Source organism: Actinoplanes octamycinicus, assembly GCF_014205225.1.
Taxonomy (GTDB): Bacteria; Actinomycetota; Actinomycetes; order Mycobacteriales; family Micromonosporaceae; genus Actinoplanes; species Actinoplanes octamycinicus.
In genome coordinates this window covers 7,775,815-7,802,285 of the sequence record NZ_JACHNB010000001.1, presented here as the reverse complement: position 1 = coordinate 7,802,285, position 26,471 = coordinate 7,775,815, and the positions used below count along the sequence as shown (strand labels likewise).

Annotated in this window: 26 protein-coding genes; 15 read left to right on the top strand and 11 right to left on the bottom strand. The window is 67.5% G+C overall.

The genetic code is table 11. The annotated features are described in order from the left end of the window. The first annotated feature begins 119 nt into the window (after positions 1-119). Positions 120-1,703: a cellulase family glycosylhydrolase gene (locus BJY16_RS35265; protein ID WP_185043879.1), complete on the top strand. Its 1,584-nt coding sequence runs from the start codon at positions 120-122 to the stop codon at positions 1,701-1,703. Positions 1,704-1,753: 50 nt separating this feature from the next. Here the strand turns inward: BJY16_RS35265 and BJY16_RS35260 are convergent, their stop codons facing one another. Together BJY16_RS35260 and BJY16_RS35255 are read right to left on the bottom strand one after the other, a co-directional pair. Continuing rightward, the gene (locus BJY16_RS35260; RefSeq protein WP_185043878.1) at positions 1,754-2,155 is read right to left on the bottom strand and encodes a RidA family protein; all 402 of its coding nucleotides are present in this window, start codon (positions 2,153-2,155) and stop codon (positions 1,754-1,756) included. Continuing rightward, entirely contained in the window at positions 2,155-2,967 is an 813-nt protein-coding gene (locus BJY16_RS35255; protein ID WP_185043877.1) for an NAD(P)-dependent oxidoreductase, read from the bottom strand. The genes BJY16_RS35260 and BJY16_RS35255 overlap by 1 nt, the downstream gene beginning before the upstream one ends. A 79-nt stretch (positions 2,968-3,046) precedes the next feature. On the opposite strand from BJY16_RS35255, the gene BJY16_RS35250 reads away from it, so the two are divergent. Then, a complete protein-coding gene (locus BJY16_RS35250) occupies positions 3,047-3,952 on the top strand; it encodes a LysR family transcriptional regulator (protein WP_185043876.1) in 906 nt (301 codons plus the stop codon). Positions 3,953-4,212: 260 nt separating this feature from the next. Here BJY16_RS35250 and BJY16_RS35245 read toward each other — a convergent pair whose 3' ends face one another. Beyond that, positions 4,213-4,563: a hypothetical protein gene (locus tag BJY16_RS35245; RefSeq protein ID WP_185043875.1), complete on the bottom strand. Its 351-nt coding sequence runs from the start codon at positions 4,561-4,563 to the stop codon at positions 4,213-4,215. Between the two features lie 103 nt (positions 4,564-4,666). On the opposite strand from BJY16_RS35245, the gene BJY16_RS35240 reads away from it, so the two are divergent. Continuing rightward, a complete protein-coding gene (locus BJY16_RS35240; protein ID WP_185043874.1) occupies positions 4,667-5,476 on the top strand; it encodes a hypothetical protein in 810 nt (269 codons plus the stop codon). Positions 5,477-5,612: 136 nt separating this feature from the next. On the opposite strand, the gene BJY16_RS47810 is transcribed toward BJY16_RS35240, so the two are convergent. Then, a complete protein-coding gene (locus tag BJY16_RS47810; protein ID WP_260418349.1) occupies positions 5,613-5,741 on the bottom strand; it encodes a hypothetical protein in 129 nt (42 codons plus the stop codon). A 193-nt stretch (positions 5,742-5,934) separates the two neighbouring features. Here BJY16_RS47810 and BJY16_RS35235 point away from each other — a divergent pair, with 193 nt between their 5' ends. Beyond that, the gene (locus tag BJY16_RS35235; protein WP_185043873.1) at positions 5,935-6,231 is read left to right on the top strand and encodes a hypothetical protein; all 297 of its coding nucleotides are present in this window, start codon (positions 5,935-5,937) and stop codon (positions 6,229-6,231) included. A gap of 232 nt (positions 6,232-6,463) precedes the next feature. Here BJY16_RS35235 and BJY16_RS35230 read toward each other — a convergent pair whose 3' ends face one another. Next, the gene (locus tag BJY16_RS35230; protein ID WP_185043872.1) at positions 6,464-6,607 is read right to left on the bottom strand and encodes a hypothetical protein; all 144 of its coding nucleotides are present in this window, start codon (positions 6,605-6,607) and stop codon (positions 6,464-6,466) included. Between the two features lie 173 nt (positions 6,608-6,780). Between BJY16_RS35230 and BJY16_RS35225 the strand changes: the two genes are divergently transcribed. Together BJY16_RS35225 and BJY16_RS49035 are read left to right on the top strand one after the other, a co-directional pair. Next, positions 6,781-7,956: a hypothetical protein gene (locus BJY16_RS35225; protein WP_185043871.1), complete on the top strand. Its 1,176-nt coding sequence runs from the start codon at positions 6,781-6,783 to the stop codon at positions 7,954-7,956. Positions 7,957-8,012: 56 nt separating this feature from the next. Then, positions 8,013-8,264 carry a YrhB domain-containing protein gene (locus BJY16_RS49035; RefSeq protein ID WP_373873471.1) on the top strand — a complete coding sequence of 84 codons (252 nt, stop codon included), beginning with the start codon at positions 8,013-8,015 and terminating at the stop codon, positions 8,262-8,264. A gap of 172 nt (positions 8,265-8,436) precedes the next feature. Here BJY16_RS49035 and BJY16_RS35215 read toward each other — a convergent pair whose 3' ends face one another. Continuing rightward, positions 8,437-9,279 (bottom strand): hypothetical protein, encoded by an 843-nt coding sequence (locus BJY16_RS35215; protein WP_185043869.1) that lies wholly within the window; start codon positions 9,277-9,279, stop codon positions 8,437-8,439. A 507-nt stretch (positions 9,280-9,786) separates the two neighbouring features. Between BJY16_RS35215 and BJY16_RS35210 the strand changes: the two genes are divergently transcribed. From BJY16_RS35210 to BJY16_RS48725, 6 genes are all read left to right on the top strand, one after another. Further along, complete coding sequence (locus BJY16_RS35210; RefSeq protein WP_185043868.1) at positions 9,787-10,263, top strand: hypothetical protein; 477 nt, start codon at positions 9,787-9,789, stop codon at positions 10,261-10,263. A 53-nt stretch (positions 10,264-10,316) separates the two neighbouring features. Continuing rightward, the gene (locus BJY16_RS35205; RefSeq protein ID WP_260419082.1) at positions 10,317-11,960 is read left to right on the top strand and encodes a LamG-like jellyroll fold domain-containing protein; all 1,644 of its coding nucleotides are present in this window, start codon (positions 10,317-10,319) and stop codon (positions 11,958-11,960) included. Between the two features lie 197 nt (positions 11,961-12,157). Further along, positions 12,158-12,883 (top strand): hypothetical protein, encoded by a 726-nt coding sequence (locus BJY16_RS35200; protein ID WP_185043866.1) that lies wholly within the window; start codon positions 12,158-12,160, stop codon positions 12,881-12,883. A gap of 308 nt (positions 12,884-13,191) precedes the next feature. Then, positions 13,192-13,734 (top strand): Imm1 family immunity protein, encoded by a 543-nt coding sequence (locus BJY16_RS35195; RefSeq protein WP_185043865.1) that lies wholly within the window; start codon positions 13,192-13,194, stop codon positions 13,732-13,734. Between the two features lie 318 nt (positions 13,735-14,052). Then, a complete protein-coding gene (locus BJY16_RS35190; RefSeq protein ID WP_185043864.1) occupies positions 14,053-14,337 on the top strand; it encodes a transposase in 285 nt (94 codons plus the stop codon). 63 nt (positions 14,338-14,400) lie between these two features. Further along, the gene (locus BJY16_RS48725; protein WP_185043863.1) at positions 14,401-15,093 is read left to right on the top strand and encodes a transposase; all 693 of its coding nucleotides are present in this window, start codon (positions 14,401-14,403) and stop codon (positions 15,091-15,093) included. A gap of 79 nt (positions 15,094-15,172) precedes the next feature. Here the strand turns inward: BJY16_RS48725 and BJY16_RS35180 are convergent, their stop codons facing one another. Further along, a complete protein-coding gene (locus BJY16_RS35180) occupies positions 15,173-15,706 on the bottom strand; it encodes a hypothetical protein (RefSeq protein WP_185043862.1) in 534 nt (177 codons plus the stop codon). 1,025 nt (positions 15,707-16,731) lie between these two features. Here BJY16_RS35180 and BJY16_RS35175 point away from each other — a divergent pair. Beyond that, positions 16,732-18,708 carry a hypothetical protein gene (locus BJY16_RS35175; RefSeq protein WP_185043861.1) on the top strand — a complete coding sequence of 659 codons (1,977 nt, stop codon included), beginning with the start codon at positions 16,732-16,734 and terminating at the stop codon, positions 18,706-18,708. A gap of 329 nt (positions 18,709-19,037) precedes the next feature. Continuing rightward, complete coding sequence (locus BJY16_RS35170; RefSeq protein WP_185043860.1) at positions 19,038-20,039, top strand: hypothetical protein; 1,002 nt, start codon at positions 19,038-19,040, stop codon at positions 20,037-20,039. Between the two features lie 722 nt (positions 20,040-20,761). Here the strand turns inward: BJY16_RS35170 and BJY16_RS35165 are convergent. Further along, a complete protein-coding gene (locus BJY16_RS35165) occupies positions 20,762-21,046 on the bottom strand; it encodes a hypothetical protein (RefSeq protein WP_239177765.1) in 285 nt (94 codons plus the stop codon). A 318-nt stretch (positions 21,047-21,364) separates the two neighbouring features. Between BJY16_RS35165 and BJY16_RS35160 the strand changes: the two genes are divergently transcribed. Then, entirely contained in the window at positions 21,365-21,694 is a 330-nt protein-coding gene (locus BJY16_RS35160) for a DUF6881 domain-containing protein (protein WP_345492072.1), read from the top strand. Positions 21,695-22,352: 658 nt separating this feature from the next. On the opposite strand, the gene BJY16_RS35155 is transcribed toward BJY16_RS35160, so the two are convergent. Genes BJY16_RS35155 through BJY16_RS35145 form a run of 3 tightly spaced genes read right to left on the bottom strand, consistent with a single transcriptional unit; the run spans position 22,353 to position 26,403 of the window. Next, a complete protein-coding gene (locus tag BJY16_RS35155; protein WP_185043858.1) occupies positions 22,353-23,990 on the bottom strand; it encodes an NAD(P)/FAD-dependent oxidoreductase in 1,638 nt (545 codons plus the stop codon). Continuing rightward, the gene (locus BJY16_RS35150; protein WP_185043857.1) at positions 23,969-25,234 is read right to left on the bottom strand and encodes a cation:proton antiporter domain-containing protein; all 1,266 of its coding nucleotides are present in this window, start codon (positions 25,232-25,234) and stop codon (positions 23,969-23,971) included. The genes BJY16_RS35155 and BJY16_RS35150 overlap by 22 nt, the downstream gene beginning before the upstream one ends. Beyond that, positions 25,231-26,403 carry an LLM class flavin-dependent oxidoreductase gene (locus BJY16_RS35145; protein WP_260418347.1) on the bottom strand — a complete coding sequence of 391 codons (1,173 nt, stop codon included), beginning with the start codon at positions 26,401-26,403 and terminating at the stop codon, positions 25,231-25,233. The genes BJY16_RS35150 and BJY16_RS35145 overlap by 4 nt, the downstream gene beginning before the upstream one ends. Positions 26,404-26,471: the final 68 nt, after the last annotated feature.

The window sequence follows — 26,471 nt, the reverse complement described above, 5'->3', positions numbered from 1 at the left end:
CAGAATTATCGAAGCGATTCGATTGACGTGGGAGCGTTCCCATCCGACACTTCTCGGCGGGCGCGAACCGGAGTTCACCGCCGGTCCCGCGCCGCGGACCGCACGAGAGGAACCCCGTTATGAGTTCGATGGCAAGGAGGGCCGGGCTGGCGTGCGCCGCCGCCGGTCTGGCCCTGGCTGGCGCCGTGTACGGCGTGACCTCGGCATCGGCCGACGTCACCGCACAGCTGACCGCTCCTCAGCTGGTCGCCGACATGGGCGCCGGATGGAACCTCGGCAACCAGTTGGAGGCGAGCAACAACGGCATCCCCAGCGAGACGGCGTGGGGCAACCCGGTCATCACCCAGACCCTGATCAACCGGGTGAAGGCGGCGGGCTTCAAGACGATCCGCATCCCGGTCTCCTATCTGGGCAAAATCGGGGCCGGCCCGGACTACACGGTCGACGCCGCCTGGCTGACCCGGATCCAGGAGGTGGTCAACTACGCCTACAACCAGGGCCTGTACGTGGTCGTCAACATGCACGGCGACGGCTACAAGTCGGTCGCCGGCTCCTGGCTGATCTGCGACGCGGCCGACCAGACAACGGTCAAGGCCAAGTACCAGAAGGTGTGGCAGCAGGTCGCGACGAAGTTCGCGAACTACAACGACCACCTGATCCTGGAGTCGATGAACGAGGAGTTCGACGGCCAGTACGGCAATCCCACCCAGCCGTGCTACTCGAACATCAACGCCTACAACCAGATCTTCGTCGACACCGTGCGCAAAACCGGCGGCACCAACGCCTCCCGCTGGCTGCTCGTCCCCGGCTGGAACACCAACATCGACTACACCGTCGGCAACTACGGGTTCACCCTGCCCACCGACCAGTACCGGTCGGCGTCCGTCCCCAGCGCCGAACAGCGACTGATGATCTCCGTGCACTACTACGACCCCTGGGACTTCACCGGCCAGGAGGACGGCAACGTCACCCAGTGGGGTCCGAACGCCACCAACCCGGCGAAGACCTCGACCTGGGGCCAGGCCGACTACCTGGACGGGCAGCTGAAGAAGGTGCACGACACGTTCGTCGCGCGCGGCTACCCGGTCCTCGTCGGCGAATACGGCTCGATCGACAAGACCGCCGCCGACCCGGCGAACAACCGGTACCGCGCCGACTACGCGCGCACCCTGGTCGCCGCCGCCAAGAAGTACGGCGCGGCCACCGCGTACTGGGACAACGGCTACAACGGGGCGTACGGGTTCGGGCTGTTCAACCGCAGCTCGGCCACGGTCACCCAGCAGGGCATCATCGACGCCATCATCGGCGCCGCCGGCGGCGGCACCACCAGCCCGCAGCCCAGCAGCCCGTCGGCGACGCCGCCCTCGACCCCGCCGTCGAGCAGCCCGGCCGGCGCGTGCCGGGTCACCAGCGCGGTCAACGCCTGGAACAACGGCCTGACCAACAGCATCACCATCACCAACACCGGCACCACCGCGGTCAACGGCTGGAAGCTCGCCTTCACCCTGGCCGGCGGGCAGACCATCACCGCGGGCTGGAGCGCCACCTACAGCCCGTCCACCGGCACCGTCACCGCGACCAACGCCGGCTACAACGGCACCCTCGCGGCCGGCGCCTCGACCACCATCGGCTACCAGGCCACCCACACCGGCAACGCGGCCGCCCCGACCGGGTTCCGGCTCAACGGCGCCACCTGCAACTGACCCACCACGGGCCGGGGCCGCGTCAGCAGCCCCGGCCCACGGCTCGCGTCTCAGTGGACCGCCGCGGTCACCTCGACCTCCAGCACCAGGCCGGGCAGGAACAGCCCGCTGACCTGCACCGTCGTGCTGGCCGGCGGGGGGCCGGGGAACACCTCCCGGCGGACCGCCGCGTAGGCCGGCAGGTCGGCCAGATCCAGCAGGTAGGTCCGGATGTGCAGCACGTCGCCGAAGCCGGCGCCGTGCGCGGCCAGCAGACCGCCGATGATCTCGAAGACGCGCTCGGCTTGCGGCCCGGCCTCGCCCGGCGCGAGGACCGCGCCGGCGTCGTCGACCGCCACCTGCCCGGAGAGCGTCAGCAGGGCGCCGCCGGGCAGGTCCAGGCGGGCGACATGGGAGAACCTGTTCGCGTACGGCGCGGCGACGCTCGCCGGGTTGTCCAGAGTGAGCTTCATCAGGCCTCCGGGGTGATCAGTGCGGAGATGTCGGCCTGCTGTTCCGGCACCGCCGCGAGCAGGCCGAGCGTGGCTTCCACGACAGGCAAGGACGCTTTCCGGTACGCGTTTGCGTCGCCCCGCACCTCCGCGTACCCAAAACGAAGATCTTTGGCGGCCAGCGCGACCGGGAAGTCGGCGGTGGTGCTGGTCGCCCGGCGCAACGCGGCTCCCAGCGGCCCGGCGGCCAGCAGCTCGACCGCCGCCGCCCGGTCGAACCCGAGCGCGCCGCCCACCGCGAGGGTGTCGCGCAGCGCGCCGATCGCGGTCAGCGCCGCGGTCATCTGCAGCACCTTGACGGCGCTGGCCGCACCCGCCGCGCCGCACCGCTGAACCGTGCCGAGGTGCCGCAGCACCGGCTCGGCCGCCTCGACCGCGCCGCCGGCCAGGATGGTCAGCGTCCCGGCCGCCACCGCGTCGACGCTGCCCATCACCGGCGCGTCCACGAACGACACGCCCGCCGGCAGCCGATCCACGATCGTCCCCGTGGCGTCCCGCCCGATCGTGGACATCTGCACCAGCACGGTCCCGGGCCGCCAGGCCACCCCGGAGCCGAACAGCACCGCCTCGACCGCCGCCCCGTCGGTCAGCATGGTGATCACCAGATCGGCCCCGGCAACTGCGTCGGCCACCGTGTCGGCCACCTTCGCCCCGGTCGCGGCGGCGCGCGCCGGATCCCGGTTCCACGCGGTCACCGGATAACCCGCCGCGCTGAGCCGGCGCACGACCGCACTGCCCATCCTCCCGGTGCCCAGCACCGCGATGTTCGTCATGACCACGACGCTAGAAGCAGCCAAGCCATGCGACAAACGACTGTCTCGCATGGCTGCCATGCCCGGCTAGCATGGATCGGTGGAGACGCAGTTGCTCGAGGTGTTCCGGACCGTCGCCCACCTCGGCTCGATCACCGCGGCCGCCCGGCGGCTGCGATTCACCCAGTCGGCGGTGTCCCGGCAGATCGCGGCGCTGGAGGCCGAGGTCGGCGCCCGGCTGCTGGACCGTTTACCGCGCGGCATCGCGCTCACCGAGCCGGGCCGGGCGCTGCTGCCGCACGCCGAGGCGGTCCTCGACCGGCTCGCCGCCGCCCGCCAGGCCGTCGGTGACCTGGACCGCCTGGCCGCCGGGCGGGTGCGGGTCGGCGCGTTCGCCACCGCGGTCGCCGCGCTGGTGCCGCGAGCCGTCACGTCGTTCCGGGCCGCCTTCCCGGCGGTCGAGGTGTCCCTGGTGGAAGGCTTCTCGCCGGCCCTGCTGGAGCGGCTCGCCGCCGGCGACGCGGACGTGGCGGTCGTCAGCACCGCCCCGGCCGGGCTCCCCGACCCGGGCCGTTTCGACCTGCACCACCTGCTCGACGAGCCGATGCTGGTCGCCGTCTCCCGGGAGCACCGGCTGGCCGGCCGCCGCACGGTCCGGCTCGCCGAGCTGGCCGACGAGTCCTTCGTGGCCAGCTCGCCCCGGGCCGCCGAGACGCTGCTCGGCGGCAGCGCCGCGGCCGGCTTCCAGCCCCGCATCGACATCGTGGTGGGCGAGTGGACCGGCAAGTTCGGCTGCGTGGCGGCCGGCCTCGGCGTCACCCTGGTGCCCGCCCTGGCCGCCCGGATGGCCCCCGCCGACCTGGTCCTGCTCCGCCTGCATCCCCAGGACGCGTCCGCTCGCCGCATCTACGCCGCCACCCTCGCCGGCCGAACCCGCCTGCCCGCCGTAACCAACTTCCTGACCCACCTGGACGCCGCCACCACCCTCGCCACCCAGCCCCAGTGACCACCCCTCCCTGACCAATCACCCCCGGTGGCCACTTCCTCGCCGCGGCCACCCCTCGCGACTCATCGCCAGTGACCCACCCCTTTCTCGCTTTCACCCCCCTTGCGCCTCCTGGCAGGTAACGCCGAAGGCTGGCTGCCGAGCTGGTCTCAGCTCGGCCCAGCCGCCGCTGTTACGCCCCAAGGCCGGCTGTAGCGGCTGGTGCGCTGTCATGCCGTTGAGAGTGCGTGCCACTTCTTCGGTGATGGGGTTCGCCGGGCTCAAGGCAGAATTGTTCGGACCAGCTCCCCGTCGACGTCATACAGCTCAATTTCATAGTCGACGTCGAGTGAGCGGAAGGTGTCCGCCAGCTTGTCGGCGCTGGCCGGCTCCACCACGCCGGCGAACTTCGGCATCCCGCCAGAATCGAAGAGGTTCACCTGACACCACGAACACTCAACCTCGTACTCGTCCAGCGCCGATCTGCGGACCCTCCATCTCGACCGTGCGAACGCACGAGCAAGCGACTCCAAGTCCGAGACGTTGTGCATGAAGCCGTACACGTTGTTGTCCACCGCGACAAGCTGGTCATCCAGACGCGGACCAGGCGTGCCGCCCGACGCTGTCGACATACCCGAAACCTATCCGGCCTGCGTTCGGCCGCAGCACTGAAAAATTGCCGCGCTGCTATCAACCGCGCGAGATCAGCGAGGACTGCATCTGCATAATGCCTGCATGTCGCATGCCGATCTTACTGTGGATGAGTGGCTGACCCTCTCTGATGCTGGTGCCCTCGGCGTCGCTGCCGCGATCGCTCACGACGTAGGGGCTGCGCTGCTGTCGGTCAACACCCACGCCTACGCCGGCCGTAGCGGACGGGTGGCGCTGTTCGAGCGTGACGGTATTCGGTACGCGCTGGTGCCCGGCGGCACGGTAGAGCTCGGTTTCGATCCTGCACGGTTCGTCCCCACCTCTCGCCAACGGCAAGACTTCGCCGAGGCGGTAGCCGAGTATTCGGTGCCCGAGCCGATCCACCACTTCCTGGCCGGGCAACTGTCTCCCGCGCGCCGGGTGGCCCTGCCGGCTCGGCTGGTCGCTGTGCGTTCGGTTGACGCCGACTCGCTGCTGACAGCCGAGCATGACGGCACCGACGACCACGAATCTGTCATGGCCCGGCTGGAGTGGCGAGGTCTGCGGCCGCCCACGCCGGACGAGTGGGAATACGACTGCGGTGCCGGAGCGACCACGTTGTTCCGCTGGGGCGACGAATACCCTGAGGGTGAGCCCTACGGCGATGTCCCGCTGATCCAGAATCCCAACTTCTTCGGCCTCGTCATCGGCGACGACCCGTACCGGGCGGAATTCACCACCGACCCGGCAGTGCTGTGCGGCGGTGACGGCGGCGGCGCACTGTGCGGCGGCTATGGCGGCTTCCTGTCCTGGATCACCCTGGCCACCGCCTACCGCGACCCGGTCCTGGTTGAAGCGATCTATCCCTATCTTGTCGGTGAAACGCCGGTGCGCCCCGTCCTGCCAGTGCCATGACTCAGCCGCACACAACTGCCGCCACGAGCGTGACGCCTCAAGAGAAGTTCAGGTGCCGTACAGCGGTCATCGCGGGGAGAGAACCGCACGAAGGTGCACCGGCGTGATCTGTTCCCTGCGCCCAGCCGGAAGGCACTTACGAACGGTTACGAAATCTGCGGCGATCGGCATCCTGGATGGCGTGTCGTACCGCGAGGCGGATCACCCAATAGCTGATGACCAGACCGGCGACGAGCATGAGAAACGAGAGCGCGGCGGCGTCCATGCCTGTCAAGCTAGAAGGTACCGACTGCTGAGGTGGTCGGATCTCGTGACTCTTAAGCTGTTCGGTGCGGCTGGCTATCGTTACCCACCGTGAAGCCCGCGACCCGGATCGCGGCAGCAGAGTACTGCTGATACCGCTGACGGGTCGATGGAGCGACAGCTCGCGTTGGCGTAGCGACGACACACTGACGCCTATGGTTAGCAACCGCCTCCAGGCTTGGATCCGTCAACATTTCGGGCCTGCGGAAGTAGAGTCGGTCCTGGCTCTGCTGACTCACGCAGTGCCCGGAGAAGAGGGCGATACGCCCGACGGCATCGAGCGCGTCCAAGCTGCGGTGGTCCTGCTCTCCGGCGGGAACAGTCAGCGATTTCTCCAGGCAGCGGCTCTGGCTGTGGCGGACTGGCGTGACGTCCTGGTTGCGGCACAACTTGCCGATGACGACTGGCGAGCCCAGTTGAACGACGCCCTCGGCATATCGACCGAGGAGTAGCCGTTCTGGACTGCCGTGCCCCCGGTCGTTATGGCTGGGATTTCCGATGTCGTAGCGGCGTCGGTGTTCGATTTCGGCTTGTAGTTCGGGGTCCCCTTGGCTGGCGTTCCAGGCGACGAGTTGCAGGCGTATACCGCGTCGTCCAAGGAGTTGTGCTCGTATCCGTTCGGGGCTTCGGCGAGGCGGCGACGGTGACCATGACGGGCCATCGACCAGTTTCCGCAACGAGCTCCTACGCCGCCTGCCAACCCTCCAGCACCCGCTCCGGCGGTATCTCCTGCACCATGATCGTGCCGCGAGGCCCGTACCCCAGCGGCCGGTCCGCCAGCATCGTCCCGGTCAGCAGGTCACCAACCTCGTCAGCACTAGTCATCATGACCTGAGTGTCCACCAGCAACCACGGCGGCCGGGGCCACTCGGATCGACGCGTTCGGCGAGTGAGCTAACCGGTCGCCGGCGACCCCGAGCGCCTGCGCGACGGCGCGCCCTGATCGCGGCGGAAGGAGACGTTCGAACGGTGCGCGGTCCCTCGTGCCGTAAGGTGCGCGGATGGCATGGGAAGTGCACGGGCTGCTAGCGCTTTTGTCGGTGGAACATGATTTCCACCGGCGTTGGGAGATCCGCTGCAAAATCGAGAAGGCACCGAATGCTGCGACGCTGTTGCGGGACATACGTCGACACGGCCCGGGCCGGTTGCGCGCCGCCGCCCTCGATGCTCTCATGCACCTCGAAGGGGAATCGGGCCTGGATTCGACGGACGTGGCTGCTGTCGAGCGTCTCATCCGGATTCGCCAGCGCACCGATCTCCTCACGCCTGTCATGTCGATCGAGACGACTTGGTGGTGTGTTCGCGATTTCGACCAGACGAGGGTTATGGCTTCGCTCGGACTGACCTCACCCAGGCCGGTGACGTACAAGCTGGCCAACAGCGCCATGGAGATAATCGACTCGGACGACGAGTCTGGCCTTGTCTATGTCGGTCCGAAGATCAACGGATGGACGCCCGTCGTCGGTCCGTGGTGCGACGCGTTCGGCGATCGTGCTGATGAAGTCCGAACGACCATCGAGCGGTTGAGCGCGGATTGCGGCGAGGTGCACGCGTTCTCGTTCAGTGCGCACAACAACGGAACCGCGTGGCTGGTCGCAAGGAACGGCGTCACGGTACGTCGCTACAGTACTTTCGACCTCCAGGATACGACCGGTGACCCGCTGCCGATCGAACAGGACTGGATGGCTGCACATGGTGTTCCAGGCCGCCCGGAGGACCATTGCAGATACAACGAGCACGGGGTCCTCGTGTACGACGACGAATTCTCGGACACGATGTGGATTTCTACGAGGCCAATGATGTCGCCGCTGCGGTCAGCGTCGACGTCGGGTGGAAGCATCCTCATGACTCGCTCATCCATGGCAGCCCTGTGCTGGCTGCCGTGCCAGGCGCCGGGCCTGTTACGTTGCCGCCCGGCATATATGAAATCTAATCGAAAGGTGAGAAAAGGTTCACAGCAAATCTATCGGCCGACGCCCTCAATCGGGTACTTCGGACGCTGCCCCTCACAGTCAGCAGCCAGCAGTCAGCACGAAGAGTGGCGAGCTGACGGCGGTAACCGTGCGGACGGCGGCAGATCAGTGAGTCGAACCCTCCTCGGGATGAGGTTCGACGGAGCGGCTCGACTATCGTCTGGCGACGCATGGAAACCGACGCCGACGCCAGCCGGCGCCTGAGGAGCTGACATACGTTGAAACCAACTGACAAGATACTCGTTCTTGAAGACGCTTATGTGCAAGCTCAGAAAATGTTGGACGGGGCTATAAGGAAGTTTACTAGTGATGTGGTGATATGTTCATGTCAAGAATTCCCGAGCTCGTGGGTTTTTGGCTACCAGACACGCCGTTTCCTTCAGGGCGATTTCATGGCATCGCTTGTCGGTAACGGCCCGGTGGTCGTGCCGAAGTCGGGGGAGCCGCCGTATTTTGGTGGCTCCCCAACTCCGATTGCGGAACAACTCAACGAAGCCCCGGTAAGATACTAATAGGCTACGGCGAATTCCCCTTGCTGAGGCTCGGGCGCTCCGCCTACTGTTGCGGGCCAGAGCCGCTTGACTGGAGCACCACGCCGGTCGGCCGGCTGGCCACCAAGAGCGTTCAACGGACGCTCGGAGGCAAGAGAGGGCGTCCGCCGCTGCCAAGTTGCACGCTTAGCGATTAGAACTGGGCTAGGTCGGCTTCGAAGACCGAATCGGCGGTTTGCACGTAGAGACGGCCTCCTCGGGTGCTCACAAGGCCAAACTCCATCAACGGGGCAAGGGCGACCGGTCCGTGTTCAACAATGCTTCCGTCACGCAGCCGACACTCGGTCAGCTGGTGCGGCTCGCCGTACCTACCGATGAAGACCACCACGTCGTCGTGGATCAATACCCCCCGCGCCCCGCGGACCGGGCTCGACGAGAAGGGACTGACCTTCGTATCAGTGATCCGGACTAGTGGGAAGCCGGTGTAGTAGTAGGCCCAGGTCGTACGAGCGCTCACGTTCAATGCGTAGCAGGTAGCGATGTGGTCGAATCCAGATTGAGGCCAGTAGGTCCACAGCTGCCGACCGTACTCGTCAAACCGTGTGAGACCGCCTGCGCTGAGCGGATCCCCGCTGTAGATGCCCTCGTCAAAGTAACCGACCCAGATGGTGCCCGGCTCGTCGACGGCGAGGTGTTCGACGCCATCACCGATCCGAAATGACCGCAACGCCTTCCCGGACGCGCTGAAAATCTGTGCGTTGTCCGGCACCGGCTCGAATGGCCGACGGACGCATCGGGACTGGACCAGCAGGAGACTCCCGTCAGGCAGCAGGTCCACCTTGTTCGGCACTACCGTCGGACCGTCGAGTTCCACGGGACGCCAGTCGTCGCCGTCGTGCAGGTGAGCCCGGACCCGTAGGCTGGATAGCGGGGTCCGGCGGCTACCTGACGCCGAGACAGCGACCAGTCGGCCGTCGACGGTGGCATTCAGTGCAACGAGGTCTTCCGAGTCGTTCAGCGCCGGAAGTCTCGCCATCCGGCGGCATTGCAGCGTACGTGCCAACGTCTTCCATCGCTCCCCAGTCGACCATGATCGTATCGGTGCGATGGAAGGTCAGCCGAAGGCGGCAACCACGGCCGGCTAGGGACCGAGCGCTGAGCGGTTGAGTAAGCCGGTGGTGGGCAACACGATGCGTAGAATCCGCGCGTATGGATCGCGCGGGGTTCGAGGCGCTGGCGGCCGCGGTGGGAATGGCGCGCTGAGCCGTTGACGTTGATCCTCGCCGGAAATGTGCTTGATCCTGGACCAGGCACATGATCGGGGGAGTGCGTCCGAGGAGGGGGTCATGCCGAGCATACGATTCTTCAGAGCGTTGGCCGCGACGAAGTGGTCGGCTACGGTGGAACCTCCCGAAATATATGCAAGACGTGGTGTTACCCGCCCTTTGATAGCGACGGGATGAGATTTGGTGGTGCTGGGTATTTCGGACGGTGCCCTGACAAGACCCCCTTCTCCTACTTTTGGCAGGAAGGCCGATAAGCCATGAACGAAGTGAGGCTTCAGGAGGCGGGTGGCTACTTCGTGGGAGATCTGCTCAGACTCACCTCGGAGACGTTCGAGGTGCAGCTAGTCCACGTGGGTGTGAGCCGGGTTTCCGTTGAATGGCCCTGGTTGGAGGTCGACAGCGCCTCTAATAATAGCTGGGATGGCACCATGGGGTTCTCGAGGAAGTCCCAATCCTATGATTGGTGCAACACGCCCTGGCGTCTCGAGCCGGACCCAGAAGAGCTCGAGAAAGGCGATTCGTGTTTCGTGGGAATTCCGCCGACGGATGTGCGAATCGTAGAGATAATCGAGTATGACCCGCCGGCTGACTTCGGGTTCTTGCCGAGGCCTGAACTGGTTCTGGCTGTTCGCCCAGTAGAATTTTGGGGCGACGTAGAAGCTGGATTCGGCATAAATCTGAATAGTGGTGAACCTATCGAGATTGAGTTGATAGAACGTCGAACGAGAGCGTAAGCGGAAATTTTTGCTTTCCTGCACGCAGGCCAAACGCCAACGGCTCGGTGGCCATGCCGAACCCGAGCGGGAGGATGAAGGTCTACGCCGCGACCATCCCGCCGTTCACCGTCGCTCCGACAGCCCTGCAGGAGAACGCCAGGACACTGGTCAACAAGTTCATCCTGGGCCGTATGGACGGTCAGGCCGACGGCGTCATCAACTTCTCCGACGCGGTCGGGGCCGGTATCGAAGACGGTTCGAGTGCCGCCTACGACACGGTGATGAGCGACTACCTCACCTCCGACGGGACCGCCCTGAGCCCCAACGAGGCCTACTACGAGGCACTCGCCTGGCAGTACGTCACCGATGCCGAGGACACAGACTGGAAGCTCGACGATCAGAGCGGCGGCACCGAAGACGGCTCACGAAGCATCGCCGTCTGGGACTTCGACGACAACACCGGCAGCACCGCACGCGACACCGGCGACGGTACCGGCAGCACCAAGACCAAACACCCCACGACCCTCACCAACGTCGCGTGGGGCAAGAGCCGTCGAGTCGGCGCCAGCGCCGGCACCTTCAACGGCACCAGCAGCTATGGCACGACCGACCTGAAGCCGAACACCACCGCGAGCCTGACCGTCTCGGCCTGGGTCAAACTGACCGACGGCTCCACCGATCGGCCGGTCTTCGCCCGCGGCTCGGTCGCCGGTGCCCCCTCGCTCACCCTGACCTACCAGGCCAGCGACAAGCACTGGGCGGCGCAGGTACAGACGGCCGCGACCGGGGAGGGGATCGGGTCGACCACCGCGCTGTCCGACAACGAGGCGCAGATCGGTGTCTGGACCCACCTGGCGGTCAGCTACGACGCTGAAGACCAGGAGCTGAGCCTGTTCGTCAACGGCCACCAGGACACGAACCCGCCCTCGGTCCGGCCGTTCAACGACCCGAACGGAGCCACCTGGATCGGACGCACCAAGGACAGCTACTTCGCCGGCGACATCGCCGCAGTCCGGGTCTGGGCTCGGAAACTCGGCGAAGCCGAGATGGAGCTATGGGCCGCACCGATCAACGTCCTCGACTGGGAACTGAACTGGACCGGTCCCCCCGCCCAGGCAGAAGACAACTCGCCGTACGACCACCCAGGAACGCTGACCGGCGACGCCAGCTACTCCTGCAACGGCCACACCGAGGAAGACGAATGTGCCACGCATTTCGGCGGCGTTGACGGCGCGATCACCCGGAACGCAGTCCTCAACACCGACCAGTCGTTCTCCATCTCGGCATGGGCGCGGCTGGAGAACACGGACGAGGACTACACGGTCGTCAGCCAGGACGGCAACCACGTCGCAGGATTCCTGCTGCAGTGGAACAGCCACAACAACAGCTGGCGATTCCTCACCGCCGGCGCCGACACCGACAACCCCGCCACGGCAGAGGTCAACGCGCAGGCAGGGGCAAGCGACCCGCACCAGTGGACTCATCTGGTCGGCGTCTATGACGCCACGGCGGGAACCTTGTCGCTGTACGTCAACGGTGAACCGGCCGACACCCAGCCGGCACGACACTCCTGGAACGCCACCGGGCAGTTCGCCGTGGGCCGCGGCTTCTGGAACGGTCAGAAGACGGGTCACCTCACCGGGGACATCGACGCCATCCGCGCCTACCAGGGAGTCTTGACGGCCGACCAGGTCGTCGAACTCAAGGGCCTGTAGGGAGGTAGACCGGTGCCGCCCCAGAAACCGGGCGGCACCGGTCTACCTGGCGACCATCGGTATCCCAGTGCTCGGCCGGGGCCCTCGACCGAGACCCCGCGGGGATCGGGCAGCCACGAGCCGATCCCCTTAGGGCGCCATCTACAGTGACGGCGGCCCATATAAGAGCCGCCAGAACGACACAGGCAGGACATGGAATGAAGACCCCGATGCCAGCGGTCGCCATCACGACCTCGATACTCCTGCTGGTCGGATGCGCCAGCGACGACAGCGCGCACACCGACGGCGACATCGCGAGCCTGCCTGCCGCGACGGTGCTGGAGAAGTCACTGGCCGCGTTGAAGGCCGTGCCGTCCTACAAAGTCGAGATCCACACCAACAGCACGAGCGGGCAGGCCTCGACCACGCTTGCCGTCGTCGGCACCGACCTGCGCGGCAGCGTCACCCGCGCCGGAGCGACCTCCGAGGTCCTCAAAGTCGGAACGAATCGCTATATCCGCCCCGACGAGGCGTTCTGGTCCACCATGCTCGACAAGCCAAAGCAAGCGCACGCGTACACGGTGGCCGCCCACGGCCGCTGGATCAAAGTCCGCGCCGACGATGACCTGCTGGAAACAGGTGGGCTCGAAGGCGCCTTCACCTTCGCCGCACGCAACGCCCTGGACAGCGCGGTTCCGCAGCAGGCATCCCTCGGCGAGCGCAAGGACGTCGGCGGCGTCCCCACCATCACGGTCCTCGACAGCCGCAACGACCGGACCCAGATCTCGGTGGCGACGACCGGCGAGCCCTATCCGGTCCGGTGGGACTTCGGCCTGGGCGCCGTTGCGACCTTCACCGACTTCGGCGCACCCGCCGACACGATCGAAGAGCCCGCACCCACGGACGTCGTCGACATATCAACCGTTCTGGGCAGCGCCAAGTAGATGTCGTCGGCATCCGGAGCCAGACGCTGAGGCAGCCTTCGAACCAAGCAGCCAAGGTAAGGAAGGGCGCCGGCGTTGCCAGACCTCCGTACCGGCACGAGCGGCGGCCGGATCGATCGAGCAGCTGTCGAGATGACGGTTTCGGCCCGGGCGTACGCGCGGAGAGGCGCCTGTCGAGGAACGAGGCCGGCCGAGGCGCAGCACCTGGAGAGACAGGTGACACAGAACCGGACGGTCGGCGCCGCTCCGGGCGGGTACGTGCCGTCCGCTGGTGGGCATCCCGGCCTGCAGGAGGGGGAGACTAGGCGATGGTCCTCGAGGTGGTGATCGGCCATGAGCACTGGTGTGGGGAAACACCGTCAGCGGTGTTGTCGCTGGTGTCCGACCTGCTGGAGGGTCTGACGTCGGAAGAGACAGGCCGTCCGATGGTCCTCGGCGCGCAGAGCGTACGGCCGGCCTTCGCCGTCGCCCACCTCTCCTGGGCGGACCGGTGTCACGCAGGCGGCGGCACCGAGTTCGCAAGCAACCAACTGAGCGTCGCCGTGAACCGGGCCACCGGTTACGGCGCCCTCATCTGGTCGGTGGACGCAGACCTGTTCCCCGGCAGGGGCGGCATCTACGACGACATCTGGGTCAGCGACAACCCGGAGCCGCCGGCGTTCGACACCCGCGTGCTGGCCGACCCGGACGTCGCCGAGGGCCGGTGGCACGACCCCCGCAGCACGCTGCCGCTGGATCAGGTGCGCGCGGCCCTCGAGGAGTTCTGCCGGACCGGCACCGGGGACCGTCCCCGGTCGGTCAACTGGGTGCCGGCGTACACGTTCACCGGCTGGCGGACACCGACGGGATGACCGCCGGCTCGCCGGCTGAGTGCCGGGGCCGTGCCGGGTACGGACGTCTAGGAGGGGCCTGAGCTGCGGAAGCGCGCTCAGGCCTCTTTCTGTCCGAGCCGCTCCCTGTCCGGCCTGCGGTCAGGGCACTGCGGGCCGCGGTGGGCACGGTCGACCGGATCGCTGGCCGGCCGCGACGGCACCCGCGGACCGAGCCGGTACCGGCGGCCGGACCGCGGCGCCCGCACGGGAGATCGACGCCTCGGCCGGATCCCCAGGGCCTGATCGTCTGCGCCCGGAATGGCACTTATGGTGTCGCGCCAACGCCGCCGGCGGTCAGTGGCTCATTTCGAGCGCCGGGGCCGCCGCTACGCGACGTTGCTGATCGACGCGGTCACCCATCGCCGCGTCGATGTGCTGCCCGACCGCAAAGCGGACACCCTGGCCGCGTGGCTGGGCGACCATCCTGGCGCGCAGGCCGTATGCCGCGACGGGTCGGCAGCCTATGCCGAGGCGATCCGCACAGGGGCACCCCAGGCAGTGCAGGTCACCGACCGCTGGCACCTTTGGGCGAACCTGGCCAAGGCCGTCGAGAAGACCGCGATCGCCCATTCCGGCTGCTAGCGTGACGGCCCGGTCGGGCCGGACCAGCCCCTGGACGAGCGCATCCGCGACCGCCATCGAGCCGTGCACGCGCTCCTCGATCAAGGCCATGGTTTGCTGGAATGCGCCCGTCGGTTGGGCTGGGCGCTGAATACCGTGAAGCGTTATGCCCGCGCGGCATCAGCTGAGGAGTTGAAACGCCCGCCGCGCTACCGCGAGACGCTGGTCGATCCGTTCCGGGACCACCTGCGCCGCCGCCGTGCTGAGGAACCCGGCGTGGCGGTGACCAGGCTGCTGGCCGAGATCCGCGAGCTCGGCTGCACCGGCAGCGCGAACCTGCTGGTCCGCTACCTCAACCAGGGCCGCGCGGACGCGCTGCGCAAACCGCCCCCGCCACGCCGGCTGGTCTCGTGGCTGATGACCAAACCCGCCGACCTACCTGCCCACTACCAGCATCAACTGGCCGATCTCCTCGCGTCTTGCGCGCATCTGAGCGTCCTCGCCGAGCGCGTGCAGCAGTTCGCCGACCTGCTCACCGGCCGCCGCGGCGAGGACCTCGATACTTGGATGACCTGCGTCGACGCCGACGATCTGCCTGCCCTGCACGGATTCGTCCATGGCCTGCGCCGAGACCTGCCCGCGGTCGTCGCCGGACTGACCCTGCCCTACAGCAACGGACCGATCGAGGGTGCCAACACCAAGGTCAAGTACCTGAAACGGCAGATGTACGGCCGCGCCGGCTCCGCCCTCCTACGCCAACAGATCCTGCTCGCATAGGCCGATCACCTCGACCACCGTTTCTGCGCCAGAGCCGTTTTCTTGACACTCCCATCGAGTATGAGACTCCAGGGGTGAGTCACTCGGAGGGGCGGCGTCGGGCAACTTGATGCCAGTAGGCGGCGGCGTCGCTAGTTTGGCGCACTATGTGGTCAGGTTTAGGACTGGCCGGCCAGAACTGGATGAGGTAGCGGTCTCCCGCATCCTCGACCTCATCGTCGTGAACGAAATTTAAAGCGCAGTAGCGAACTCGGTACGGGCGAGACTCAACCGCGAGTGGCATGCCGTCGCTGTCGTCCCACTGCACTTGTACATCAGCGCCACGTGGGATGAATGAAACTTCGACCACCTCGTCCCAGGCAGAGTCAACCGTTGGCTCAGCATCGTGCAGTTCCACTCGAACAGGAACGCTGCCGGTGTGTTTGGCGGTGGTGAAGGAGAGCATGCCGGCGACCGCTGCACCGCAGAGACCATTTGACTGGCCATCGTGGCCGAAGTCGTCCCACGTGCTCGACAAGGTGTCCTCAAGGCTGGTGTCGATGTCAGTGAAATAGCTTCGGATCCGGAAGATATGGAACGAGACAGGAACATTGTCGTCGAGGAGTATGTGCATGCCTCTGATTATCGGTCTGATCCTATCGGTGATTTAGCACTTCACGAGATTCGCGGCGATCTCGGTGGCCTTAATTCCCTCTATGTCTTGGCGACGAAGCGCCTATTCTGCAGGTCCGTCACCCGGGGATGGTCATGCAGTAGCGGGCCGGAGAGCCCTCCACGTGCGTAGGGAGAACCAGGTGGGGATGGCAGCGCCCCACGGCAGCGGCGGAGTGAGTACTTCGGCCAGTTCGTGTCCTGAATCACCTTGGCCGGGTGCTCTCAACGTACGTGGGGTGCTCCTTCGCGGCCGCGCTGCCGGGTCGGGTTGCGGTCGCTCCGCGGTTGCTCGGATGGCCTATACCTAGCTGGACGTACCCGGACGGGACTGGATTTTGTCCTGGGCGATGGCTGTGGGCTCATCTTCAGTCACCCGGACGGCCTTAAAGGGCTGCCGGACGGGGCCGGATTTTGCGAGTAATTAGTCCGATTTTCGGAATTGGCTCAAGAGTGCGCCGATCTAGGGACTTTTAATCCTTAGGCTAGGGGTTCGAATCCCTGGTGGCATGACGATGGCGCGTCCCACTGCGGCGCTGGACCGTAGTAAGACCCGAGACCCGGCACGCCTGGTCTAGCCGTTGGCGACGAACGCACTGGCACATGGGTGCCGGCCCCGGAGACTTGGTCCCGCCCGGCGATGCAAGGGCCGGCACGACCGCAGGGCCGCCGGTCTGGCGCGATGCCCCGTTCTCGGCGACCACACCGGGCGGCGCGCCGGCATCCCGCTGAGCGGGGTGGCCGCTACACGACCCGCCGAGAACTCATGACGTCCAGCGTTGCCACGCGCACAACCGATCGACGGCGAGCCAATGCCTATCCTGTTCGGCCATCTCCAAGGCGCTTTGCCCCTTCACGCCGACCTTACGCAGCGGGTCAGCGCCCGCCGCCAGGATCAGGGCGCGTCAGGGACACCAAGGTGTTCCCGGGCAGCGAAATCATGGAGAAGTGTTCCGGCGGCGCGTGGCTTCGCTAGTTTTGAGCTTCGTGGCAGTGGTGCGCGTCTACGAGGACGATGATTACCGGCCGGACTACAGCCTGCTGGTGATCGTCGACCCGAACGGCGGATGGCCGGAGGAGGATCCGGTGGTTCCGCGCTACCGCGATCGCGGCGACATGCCGGCCGGCTCGTTCGCCGCGTCGGGCGCCGGATGGATCACCTGTCAGGCCAGCGGAGAAGCTGACCACGAAGTCCGGCTCGAGCTGCACGACGCTCGCCCGCCGGACGATCGCGCGCTGTTCGATGACGTGCTGGAGACGCCGTACCGGAGCAGCTCTGGTGGTTTGACCTTGACCACGTTGACCGGAGGTGCCGGCGCGCCCGTCTTCCATCTCGGCGAGCCGGAGTGGTTCCGGGTGCGGATCGCTCGCCGTCGCGACGACACCGAGGAGTTCCCGCTGGACCGGTGGCTGCTGCGCTTCTGGCCTGAGCCGGGGCTCGAACCACCGATCTGGCTGGCACGCCACAGCCGCCCCAGCACCCACGACCTTGCCCAGGATGTGGAGGCGGTGCTGCGATGGAGGCCGGGCCCGCCGTTGGAGATCACTGCTAAGGAGCTGGCCGGGCGGCTGCTGATCGACGAGGCGACGCTGTCGGACGTGCTCGTCGCCGCCGAGAAGGCGGAGTTGTTCCACGCCGATGAGAACGGGGAAACGCTGCGGCTGACGCCAGGCCGCCGGCCCGGCTCCGACCAGTCCGCACGGTCATCGCCGCCGGCCTCTACGCCATCGTCGAGCTCGTCACCGAACGAGAAACGGACACCCGATGCCGTGCCGGCGACGGCCGGTCCCGCGGTGGGCCGCCGGCCGACCCCGGCGGAGCTGATGGCCGCGCTGCAAGCGGTGCTGGCCGCGGAGGGCCACCCTGCAATGGCGTCCGGCCTCGCCCAAGGCTCGCCACCGACGGCGGAGCAGATGCTGGCAGCTTTGAAAGCCGCCGAGGACGCAGTGGGCCACGAACACCCAACGGATGCCGACCTCGCAACCGGCGCCGAGTTCGGCGTCCTGTTCACCAGCAGCCGGCCCCAACCTCCCGAGCCGCCGCCGGAACCACCGTTCGGGTCACCGCCGCGGGCCGGCATCATCGAGACCGACGGTACCGTCGTCGTCTGGCGCGACGGCACCCGCGCCGAACTCGCGAACATCGGGCGCGTCGAGCAGGTCCAAGGCTGGGAGACCGCCCTCGGTGTGCTCGTCGCGCGCTGGGGACAACCCGCCCGGCTGGTCGCCCCCGACGGTGCCGTGACCGAGTTCGACGAGCCCGTGACCCGGTTGAGGGTTCTCGGGGATGGTCGCCGGGTGGCGCTGCTCGACTCGCACCACCATCGCCGTAAATCGCGCTACCTACTGAGGATCCTCGACTTGGCCGACGGCTCCCTCGAATCCATGCCCTGGCCGGAGGACCAGGAGATCAACCTGCTCGGCGTGCACCGCGACACCATCTACTTCAAGTACCACCCGCGCCCCGGTGATCCCGGCATGGCCATGCGCTGGACACCCGGCAGCGACCCGCAGCCCCACGGCTGCCCGGTTATGCATGTAGACCCGGTCTCCGGCGCTACCTGCGCACCCACCGCCGATGGCACCCGCATCGACTACCCGGACGGCACCACCGTGCCTGTCCTGCTCGACCCGTGGTCGCGGGTCTGGCTCGCGCCCGGCGGCGAACGGCTGTGTCAGCGCCCCGACCCCGGCCCACCAGAGTTCCGCCTGCTCCCGATAGATGGGCCGGCCCGGGTCTGGAAACTCCCGGCAGCACAGTACGCCTCCGGCTCACCGCACTGGCTCGACCCGATCTGGGAGGACGCGGACAACGTCCTGATCGGTCACGGCCGGGGACACCAGCCGAACGAACCATCCTCCGGCATCCGAATCCACACCACCACCGGCACGATGGTGCGCCTGCCCCCGACCGCACCCCGCACCCGCCTCGCCGCCCTCATCACACCGCTACTCACCCGATAGCCCCGAAGGCCCGGCCAGGTAGCCGGACAGACCGGCGCACCGCCCGCGACGGCAGCAGCCTGCCGAGCGCCGGATCGCGGATCAGTACGTCGGACGCTCTCTTCGGTCATCCGCCAGCCGGCAGCTGAAGTTTGGTGCGACGCCAGGCAGCTTGCTTACTCAGCACTGCGACGACCTGAGCTGGGTCGCGTCGGGCAGCGGCTGCAACCGCTGCGACACGGTCGGCCAACTCGTGCGCACACCCGCTGTCGTCACGCCGTGCCGCGCGTTCCGCTGCCTCTGCTGCGGCACAACTTTCCTCTGAACCTGGGACTCTAAGATCCACGGCTATGGCTAGCACCACACCCCCGCGTCCCCTCGACATCGCCGAGCTCTTCCCTGAGCTGCGGGAACACTCGACCACTGCCACCCGCCTGCACCCGCGGCCCGGCAAGCCGACCGTCACGGACAGCTCGGTCGGCGGCCCACTGCTGTGGCCGGCAGACGAGGTGTGGCCGGTCTGCGACGACGCCGGGGCACACGAGCCGTACAACTTGACCACCCCGGCCGCCGAGCGCCGCCGACGCGAGATCCTCGCGACCGCGAACGCCAGGGCGCCGCTGCCGGACGGCGAATTCCTGACCGCCGAGGAACGGGCCGAACTCGACGCGGCCGACGCCATGGATCTCGACGAACTGATCGAAGATCCGATCCCGCTGGTCCCGATCGCGCAGCTGTACCGCCACGACATCCCGGACTACGCCGGCCCGGACGGCACCGACCTGCTCCAGGTGCTGTGGTGCCCGGTGGACCACTCGGACCGCCACTACAGCCCTCGCGTCTTCCTCTACTGGCGCGACAGCTCCGCCATCGGCCCGATGCTCGCAATGCCGCCCGAGCCGCCGGTGATCAGCGACATGTACCTGCCAGTTCCGTGCACGGTGCAGCCCGAACAGGTACGCGAGTACCAGTACGCCGATCTGCTCCCAGACGACCTCCGTGAGCGGCTTGATGCGTGGGACCCGAACGACGAGGACGAGGATCAGGACGACCGTCCCGACTATCAGAGCGACCTGTCGCTTGCACCAGGCTGGAAGGTCGGCGGGTACGCGAACTGGTCACTGACCGACCCGCACCCCATGGATTGTGCCGTTTGCGGCACCGGGATGATTTTGACCTTCACAGCGGCCTCGGCCGATTGGAACGGTATGCATTGCAGCTGGCGCCCGCTGGAAGACGACTCAGACTCGTCTCCGGACACCGTCGGCGTGCAAATCGGGCGCGGCTACTCACTGTATACCTTCCGCTGCCCCGAATCTTTCGATCATCCCCCGGCCACCGCGATGCAATAGCGTTTACTCGCGCCAGAGCCTGCCATCTCGAACGCACTCAACTCGGCTACAGGTGAGTTATCGAGTCAGCTCAGGTACCGAGGCACACGCGGGCAAGCCGGGAACTGCGCGTCACACGACGCGTACCGCAACGACACCTGCGCTTACTACCTGCCTACCTTCCGTGCCATCGAGCGAAAGCGGGCACTACCCCACGCAGGACGCCTCCAGGTGGCAACAGGCAAAGGCGGACCAGGATGCGCGGCTCCATGGCGGCCGAATTTGCGCAACGACACTTGGTGGTGCCCCCCGACCCGGCGCTGCCGACTCGGCCTGCCCGATTGTGGGACAGCTCTAAAGGGTCAGGGGCGCCATTGCGTGGTGTTAGGAAGCCCCGGACCCGCTGTGCACCATACTGCCCAGCGTCCGAGCGGGGGCGCCGCGTTACAGGGATGATCACCTGCCTGGCTGTGGTCGGGACCGCCAGCGGAAGTAAGGCCCTCCCAGTGATCGTGGCCAGCGATGTCCCGCCGTGCACCGGTGCCGCGCGGCGCCCGCAGCAGTGCAGTGGTGAGTTGGGTGGCCTGCCCGGGCGGCCTGGTCGCCCATTATCCTTCGCCGCCGCCCGCAGGAGTGGGGAGTCGCGATCGGTGTTGCCGCCTCAGACCGGCGGGATGGGTGCGAAGCCGGGCTCGCTCCGGGGCTTTGCATTGATGCGCTTGTAGCTCGCTCGAGCGTTCCGGTCAGGGGCGCTCGAAGCAGGGCGAGTTGATGATTACGGCGAATCCGTCGGGGGTTCCCGTTTCGATGTCTAGCTTGTAGCCGTCGGTTGTCTCGCCGGCCAAGACACCGCGGTCGGTGTCGAGGGTGCGGTCGTCGGTGATCGTGTAGCCCTTGGTCTTCCAGTCGACGCGGACCAGGGCGAGGACGTCCAGTTTCGACGCATATCCCGATAAGCAATCAACGGTTGCTGTGGCGCTCGTATGGAACAAGGACCGGGGATATGAGACCTGGGTCAGCGTCTTCAATGAGTGGATCTGTGCCGGCGAGCTTGGCCGGGCGGCTCGGTAGTGGTATTTGGAAGCCTGGCAAGGGTCGATTCCGGCATGGCGAGAAGGCTGTACTCGATAACATGGGAGATGGGGATATTCTTCTCGGTATAGCATCCAGCACTCGGATTTGTCACAGCTGCTACGGGCCTTTGAAGACGAGGGGAGGTTTGAGTCCTACGAGAGTTGGCAAGGCGGTTCTGCCTGGGAGGGAAGAAACGCATTCACCATGGCGGACGATGATCAATAAAGATTACTGGGACGGTTCTGAATGAAGATGGCTCTGAATAGGGGTGGTTGGCTTTGAGTGGGCGATTTATTTCGACATACAGACACGTTCGGGAGGATGGCGAGCCGTACCAGTTGTACACTGAGATCGACTCGCGGCGTCGCGAGATAAGAAAAGTTGGACTGTTTGCCGGGGGTCGCAGTGAGAGAGTCGGCGTTGGTCATCCAAACGCCGAATTTTCGCTCAGCTCTGAGCCTGTGATCGAGTTCGTCGGGGAGCTTTCGACGGGGAAGGTTTTCCTGGAGGAGATTAGTGGGGAGTGGTTTGAAGAACTTTGGGAGGAGGCAGGCACTGGCGCTGTGAGCTTCATTGACGATGATTCCGATGTCGCATTCTGATTCAAGCGAGTTTTGCCTGCTGTTAGTCGTTCGCAGATGTGCGGCTGGGGTGACACTGTCGTTGAAGACTCGGCGCTTCAAATCACATCGCGGGCCATCGGTGAGCGATGTTCGCGCGGGGCGGTTTGCCGTCCGCGGCGCAGGGTGAGGTGGGTGGCGGTTGCCGCGGAGCGGAGTTGTCGGGCCGCGTCGTCGCCGGGACCCGGCAGTGGTTTCGGCGTCGGCCGCGGTTGCGTCGTGAGGTGGTGAGCACTCGGCTGATCGGGTCGGCGATGCGCCGAGCTGGCTAGGGGGCCAGCGGGGAAGCCGCCCGCGGCAGCGTGAACTCTGCGCGGGCTACCGGCCGCCGCTGCTGCTTGCGCAATCCAGCTGGCTTTGAGCCACAGCCTTACCGGTGGAGCAGGCACTGGGCCGTGTGGGGCCCCGCCGGCGGTGGTGTTTCGCGGTGAGCCTGGCTCACATCGCTGGGCGCGAGGCGGGAAACCCGAGGCGGTGCCCCCGGTGCGGACCGCAACAGGCCCGCGACCGGAGGCGGCGTCCCGCTGTGGACCGCGTGAGGCCGCGAACTGGAGGCTGCGTCCCGCTGTTGACAGCGAGAGGCCGCGGACCGGAAGCAAGTCGCGGGCTGGGGGCAGCAGCCGGTCGGCGGACCCTGGCGTCAGATGGTGCGAACCAGGTCGGCGGCCTTGGCGATGGTGGCTCGGTCATAGTCGAAATAGGGGCGCAGGGCCAGCGGCGCCGCCGTCCGGCCCCACTGGTAGATCAGGCGCTGGGTCTCCATCGAGCCGTCGTGCCAGCGGCGCAGGACGTCGTGCAGGTTGAGCGGGGACGGGGACGCCTCGCCGTCGCCGAGGATGAAGGCCAGCTCCGGGACCGCGTCGACCGGGGTGAGCGTGCCCTCCTGGACGCGGCGCATCACGTCGAAGCAGGCGTCGAACTGCTCCTGCGCGCTGGGCAGGTCCGGGCAGAACGAGCCGGGCACCGGGCCCTGGTGCAGCCGCTCCAGCAGGGCCGGGTCGGCGGTCTCCAGGAACTGGTAGTAGGTGCCGGCGACCCGCAGCACCCCGAGGTTCCACGCGAGGTACCACATCTTGGACCAGGCCCGCCACAGGTCGAAGTCGCGGAAGGCGATGTACGACCCGGCGATCAGTTTGTCGTTGTTGTCCAGGATGCTCTGGTTGAGCGTCTCCAGATAGGCGAACCGGGTCGCCGAGTAGTCCCCGGCCGCGCGCGCTTCCAGGAAGCGCGGCACGAACGCCTCGATCACCGCCATCGTGTTGCCCATGCCCCGGCTGAACAGCGCGTCGATCGCCCCGGCCGCGTGGCTCATCAGCACCCAGCGGTCGCCGACCGTCCGGGACGAGGAGAACTGAGTGCGCCCGGTGGAGATCCAGCGGAACGCCGACGTGGCGCCGGCGAACTGGCGGCCGATCGACGGGAACCGCTCCAGGAACTCTGCCCACTCCTGCTCGGCGGTCACCCCCTCGCGCTGCGGCCAGCGCTCGACGTCCAGGTTGAGCCCGACGCTGACCAGGTCGGACTCGCTGCCCTCGCGGTTGTCGAAGGGGATCACCCACATCCAGCCGCCGTCGAACAGGTGGTGCAGGGTGCCCTCGTGCCACCGGTTCGGCTGGCCGCTGGACTCGGTGACCGCGTCGTAGGGCCGCACGCCGCGCAGGTGGGTGAAGATGGTCCGCGAGTTGGTCCGGAACCGGCACGGCTCCTCACGCAGCCCGAACGCGTCGGCCAGCACCGACGTCCGCCCGGTCGCGTCGATCACGTAGTCGCTGTGCAGCGTCTCGCCGTTGTCCAGCGCCACCACGGCCTCGTCCGGCCGGATGTCGACGGACTGCACCCGGACACCCTCCCAGGCCAGCGCGCCGTACTTCTTCGACGCCTCGAACAGGTATTGGTCGATGTCCGCGCGCATCAGGTGCGACTCCGGCCCGAACGGGCCCTCGGACACGCTGCACTGGGTCACCTCGAACGGCTCCTGCAGGCGCCCCTCACGGTGGTAGACGAAGCCGAAGTTGGTCTTGATCCCGCAGCGCCGGCTCGCGTGGTCGGCGATCCCGCCGCTGGTCGACACGTGCGCCAGCTCGGGCACGTCGTAGCGGGCGGCGAGCAGCCGCAGCAGGAAGGAGGTCTCGCCGATGGTCGACTCGCCGAGCGCGAACCGCGGGTGCCGGGCCGCGTCCACGATCGCCACCGAGACGCCGAGCCGGGCCAGGATGGCGGCCACCGTGCTGCCGCCGATGCCGCTGCCGAGGACCGTTACGTCGACGCGCCTGTCCATGCCTGATCCACCTTCCGGTTGACTGCTGAGGGGTCCCGTCGCTCGATCAGCGAGAGCAGCGGGCCGGTCGCCAGGGTGGTGATCACCGCCATGATCACCAGAATCGTGAAGAGCGGGGTGGTGAGCAGGCCGGCGGCCGCGCCCACGGCGAGCACCACCAGCTCGCTCAGCCCCCGGGTGCTGAGTAGCACGCCGAGGGTCAGCGCGTCGCGGCGCTCCAGGCCGGCGACCCGGGCCGCCCCGGCGCCGCCGACGATCTTGCCGAGCATCGCCAGCGCCACCGCCGCGATTAGGACGCCGGCGTCCCGGCCGGTCAGTGCGGTCACGTCGACCTGCATGCCGGCGATCACGAAGAACGCCGGCAGCAGCAGCCCGCTGCTCAGGTCGGCGGTCCGGGTGGCCACCAGCTCGGCGACGCCGTGCCCGCGCGGCAGGCTCAGGCCGACGAGGAACGGACCGAAGATGGTGTGCAGGCCGATGGTCTCGGTGAACCAGGCGGCCAGCACCGCGGCGACCAGCACCCCGACGAGCAGGGTCCGGGGTGCGAGCCGGTCCAGCACGCCGCGCCGGGCCAGGGCGGCCAGCGCCGGCCGGACCACCAGGACCATCAGCAGCAGGAAGCCGGCGATCGCGGCCAGCAGCACCCACGTCGGGTGCTTGCCGTGCCCGGTCAGCGCCACCACGGTGGCCAGCAGGAGCCAGGCCACCACGTCGGTGACCGCGGCGCAGGCGAGCGCGATCCCGCCGACCCGGGTGCCGGCCAGGCCACGGTCGCGCAGGATCCGGGCCAGCACCGGGAAGGCGGTCACCGCCATCGCCACGCCGATCAGCAGCAGGAACGGCAACCGGCCGCCGGAGGCTTGGTACCACGGCCAGATGAGCAGCGCGAAGCCGACGCCGAGCAGCAGCGGCAGCACCGTGGAGCCGGCCGCCACCGCCCCGATCGTGCGGGCCCGCCGCCCCAGCGTGACCGTCTCCACCTCCAGGCCGACCACCAGCATGAAGATGACCAGGCCCAGCTGGGCGATCATGGTGAGGTACGGGGTCGCCTGCGCCGGCAGCAGCACCTCGCTGACCCGCGGGGCGACCGTGCCGAGCAGCGACGGCCCGGCCAGGATCCCGGCCACGATCTCGCCGACCACCGGCGGCTGCCCGGCCCGCTCGAAGAGGAACCCGCCGAGCCGGGCCAGCACCACGATGAAGGCCAGGCTGAGCAGCACCTGGCAGAGGACCTGGCTCGTCATGCCGGGCTCTCCCGCCGGTCGGCGACCTCGTGGTAATACTCCACACCGGCCTTGGCCTGGGCGGCGGCCATGGTCCGCCGGGTCAGCCCGCCGGACTGCAGCTCGGACTGGTACGCCTGCAGGCGCGGCCAGGTCGAGGCGGTGAAGTAGGGGATCACCCGGCGGGCGAACAGCTCGTAGGAGCGGCGGGTGGCGTGCGGGTCGGCGATGTCCGACTGCTCGATCAGGAAGGTGCCGAAGCCGCCGCTGAGCTCCCACATCTTCTCGATGTGCCGGATCGCCTGCTCCGGCGTGCCGATCACCGCGGTGCCGGTGGTCATCAGCACGTCGGCGACCGCGTCCGGGTCGTCCAGGTCGACCGGCACGTTCACCGGGAGGATCTGCCGGATGTACTTGATGTACTCGGTCAGGCCGTAGCGCACCTCGGCGCGGGCCTGCGCCTCGGTCTCGGCGACGTGCAGCAGGCTCATCACCGACCAGCGGCTCCGGTCGAACCGCAGCCCGGCCTGCTGCGCCTCGGTGTCGGCGATCTCGGCGGCGGTGCGCAGCGGGTTCTCCGAGCCGGTGCCGATCGCGGCGGACGCGCCGAACGACACCAGGCCGGCGCCGAACCGGCCGGCCAGCTGGGGACCGGACGGCGACTTGAACGCGGCGACCCGGATGTCCAGCGGCCACTGATAGGGGCGTAGGTGCAGGGTGGCCTGGTCCAGCTCGAACCAGTCGGTCTTGCGGGTGACCGGCCCGTCGTAGCGCAGCAGCGCGGTGATCGCCTCGAGCGACTCGGCCATCATCCGCCGCGCCTGCATCGGATCGTGCCCGATCATCTTGGCGTCCAGCGGCAGCGCGCCCGAGCCGACCCCGAAGATCAGCCGTCCCCGGGTCAGGTGATCCAGCTGCACGATTCGGTCGAGCAGCAGGAACGGCTGATGGTAGGAGAGCGTCGCGACGCCGGTCCCGAGCCGGATCCGCCGGGTCCGCTGCGCCGCCGCGGCCACCATCAGCTCCGGCGAGGCGATGATCTGCCAGCCGCCGGAGTGGTGCTCACCGAACCAGAACTCGTCGAACCCCAGCCGGTCGCAGTGCTCGGCGAGCTCCAGGTCGCCCTCCAGCTGCAGGGTGGGGTCCTCCATCGGGTGGTGGAATGGAAAAAGCAACGCCCCGAATTTCATGGCCCCGGCCCCCTGCCCGCGAGTACGCCCACTGTAGACGCGAACCCGTCGATCGAGCAGACCCGGAA

What these genes read in the sequence shown, in the direction of transcription:
- BJY16_RS35265 (WP_185043879.1), top strand. Translation starts at nt 120, where the DNA reads ATGAGTTCGATGGCAAGGAGGGCCGGGCTGGCGTGCGCCGCCGCCGGT.
- BJY16_RS35260 (WP_185043878.1), bottom strand. Translation starts at nt 2,155, where the DNA reads ATGAAGCTCACTCTGGACAACCCGGCGAGCGTCGCCGCGCCGTACGCG.
- BJY16_RS35255 (WP_185043877.1), bottom strand. Translation starts at nt 2,967, where the DNA reads ATGACGAACATCGCGGTGCTGGGCACCGGGAGGATGGGCAGTGCGGTC.
- BJY16_RS35245 (WP_185043875.1), bottom strand. Translation starts at nt 4,563, where the DNA reads ATGTCGACAGCGTCGGGCGGCACGCCTGGTCCGCGTCTGGATGACCAG.
- BJY16_RS35240 (WP_185043874.1), top strand. Translation starts at nt 4,667, where the DNA reads ATGTCGCATGCCGATCTTACTGTGGATGAGTGGCTGACCCTCTCTGAT.
- BJY16_RS47810 (WP_260418349.1), bottom strand. Translation starts at nt 5,741, where the DNA reads ATGGACGCCGCCGCGCTCTCGTTTCTCATGCTCGTCGCCGGTCTGGTC.
- BJY16_RS35235 (WP_185043873.1), top strand. Translation starts at nt 5,935, where the DNA reads ATGGTTAGCAACCGCCTCCAGGCTTGGATCCGTCAACATTTCGGGCCT.
- BJY16_RS35230 (WP_185043872.1), bottom strand. Translation starts at nt 6,607, where the DNA reads ATGATGACTAGTGCTGACGAGGTTGGTGACCTGCTGACCGGGACGATG.
- BJY16_RS35225 (WP_185043871.1), top strand. Translation starts at nt 6,781, where the DNA reads ATGGCATGGGAAGTGCACGGGCTGCTAGCGCTTTTGTCGGTGGAACAT.
- BJY16_RS35215 (WP_185043869.1), bottom strand. Translation starts at nt 9,279, where the DNA reads ATGGCGAGACTTCCGGCGCTGAACGACTCGGAAGACCTCGTTGCACTG.
- BJY16_RS35210 (WP_185043868.1), top strand. Translation starts at nt 9,787, where the DNA reads ATGAACGAAGTGAGGCTTCAGGAGGCGGGTGGCTACTTCGTGGGAGAT.
- BJY16_RS35205 (WP_260419082.1), top strand. Translation starts at nt 10,317, where the DNA reads ATGCCGAACCCGAGCGGGAGGATGAAGGTCTACGCCGCGACCATCCCG.
- BJY16_RS35200 (WP_185043866.1), top strand. Translation starts at nt 12,158, where the DNA reads ATGAAGACCCCGATGCCAGCGGTCGCCATCACGACCTCGATACTCCTG.
- BJY16_RS35195 (WP_185043865.1), top strand. Translation starts at nt 13,192, where the DNA reads ATGGTCCTCGAGGTGGTGATCGGCCATGAGCACTGGTGTGGGGAAACA.
- BJY16_RS35180 (WP_185043862.1), bottom strand. Translation starts at nt 15,706, where the DNA reads ATGCACATACTCCTCGACGACAATGTTCCTGTCTCGTTCCATATCTTC.
- BJY16_RS35170 (WP_185043860.1), top strand. Translation starts at nt 19,038, where the DNA reads ATGGCTAGCACCACACCCCCGCGTCCCCTCGACATCGCCGAGCTCTTC.
- BJY16_RS35155 (WP_185043858.1), bottom strand. Translation starts at nt 23,990, where the DNA reads ATGGACAGGCGCGTCGACGTAACGGTCCTCGGCAGCGGCATCGGCGGC.
- BJY16_RS35150 (WP_185043857.1), bottom strand. Translation starts at nt 25,234, where the DNA reads ATGACGAGCCAGGTCCTCTGCCAGGTGCTGCTCAGCCTGGCCTTCATC.
- BJY16_RS35145 (WP_260418347.1), bottom strand. Translation starts at nt 26,403, where the DNA reads ATGAAATTCGGGGCGTTGCTTTTTCCATTCCACCACCCGATGGAGGAC.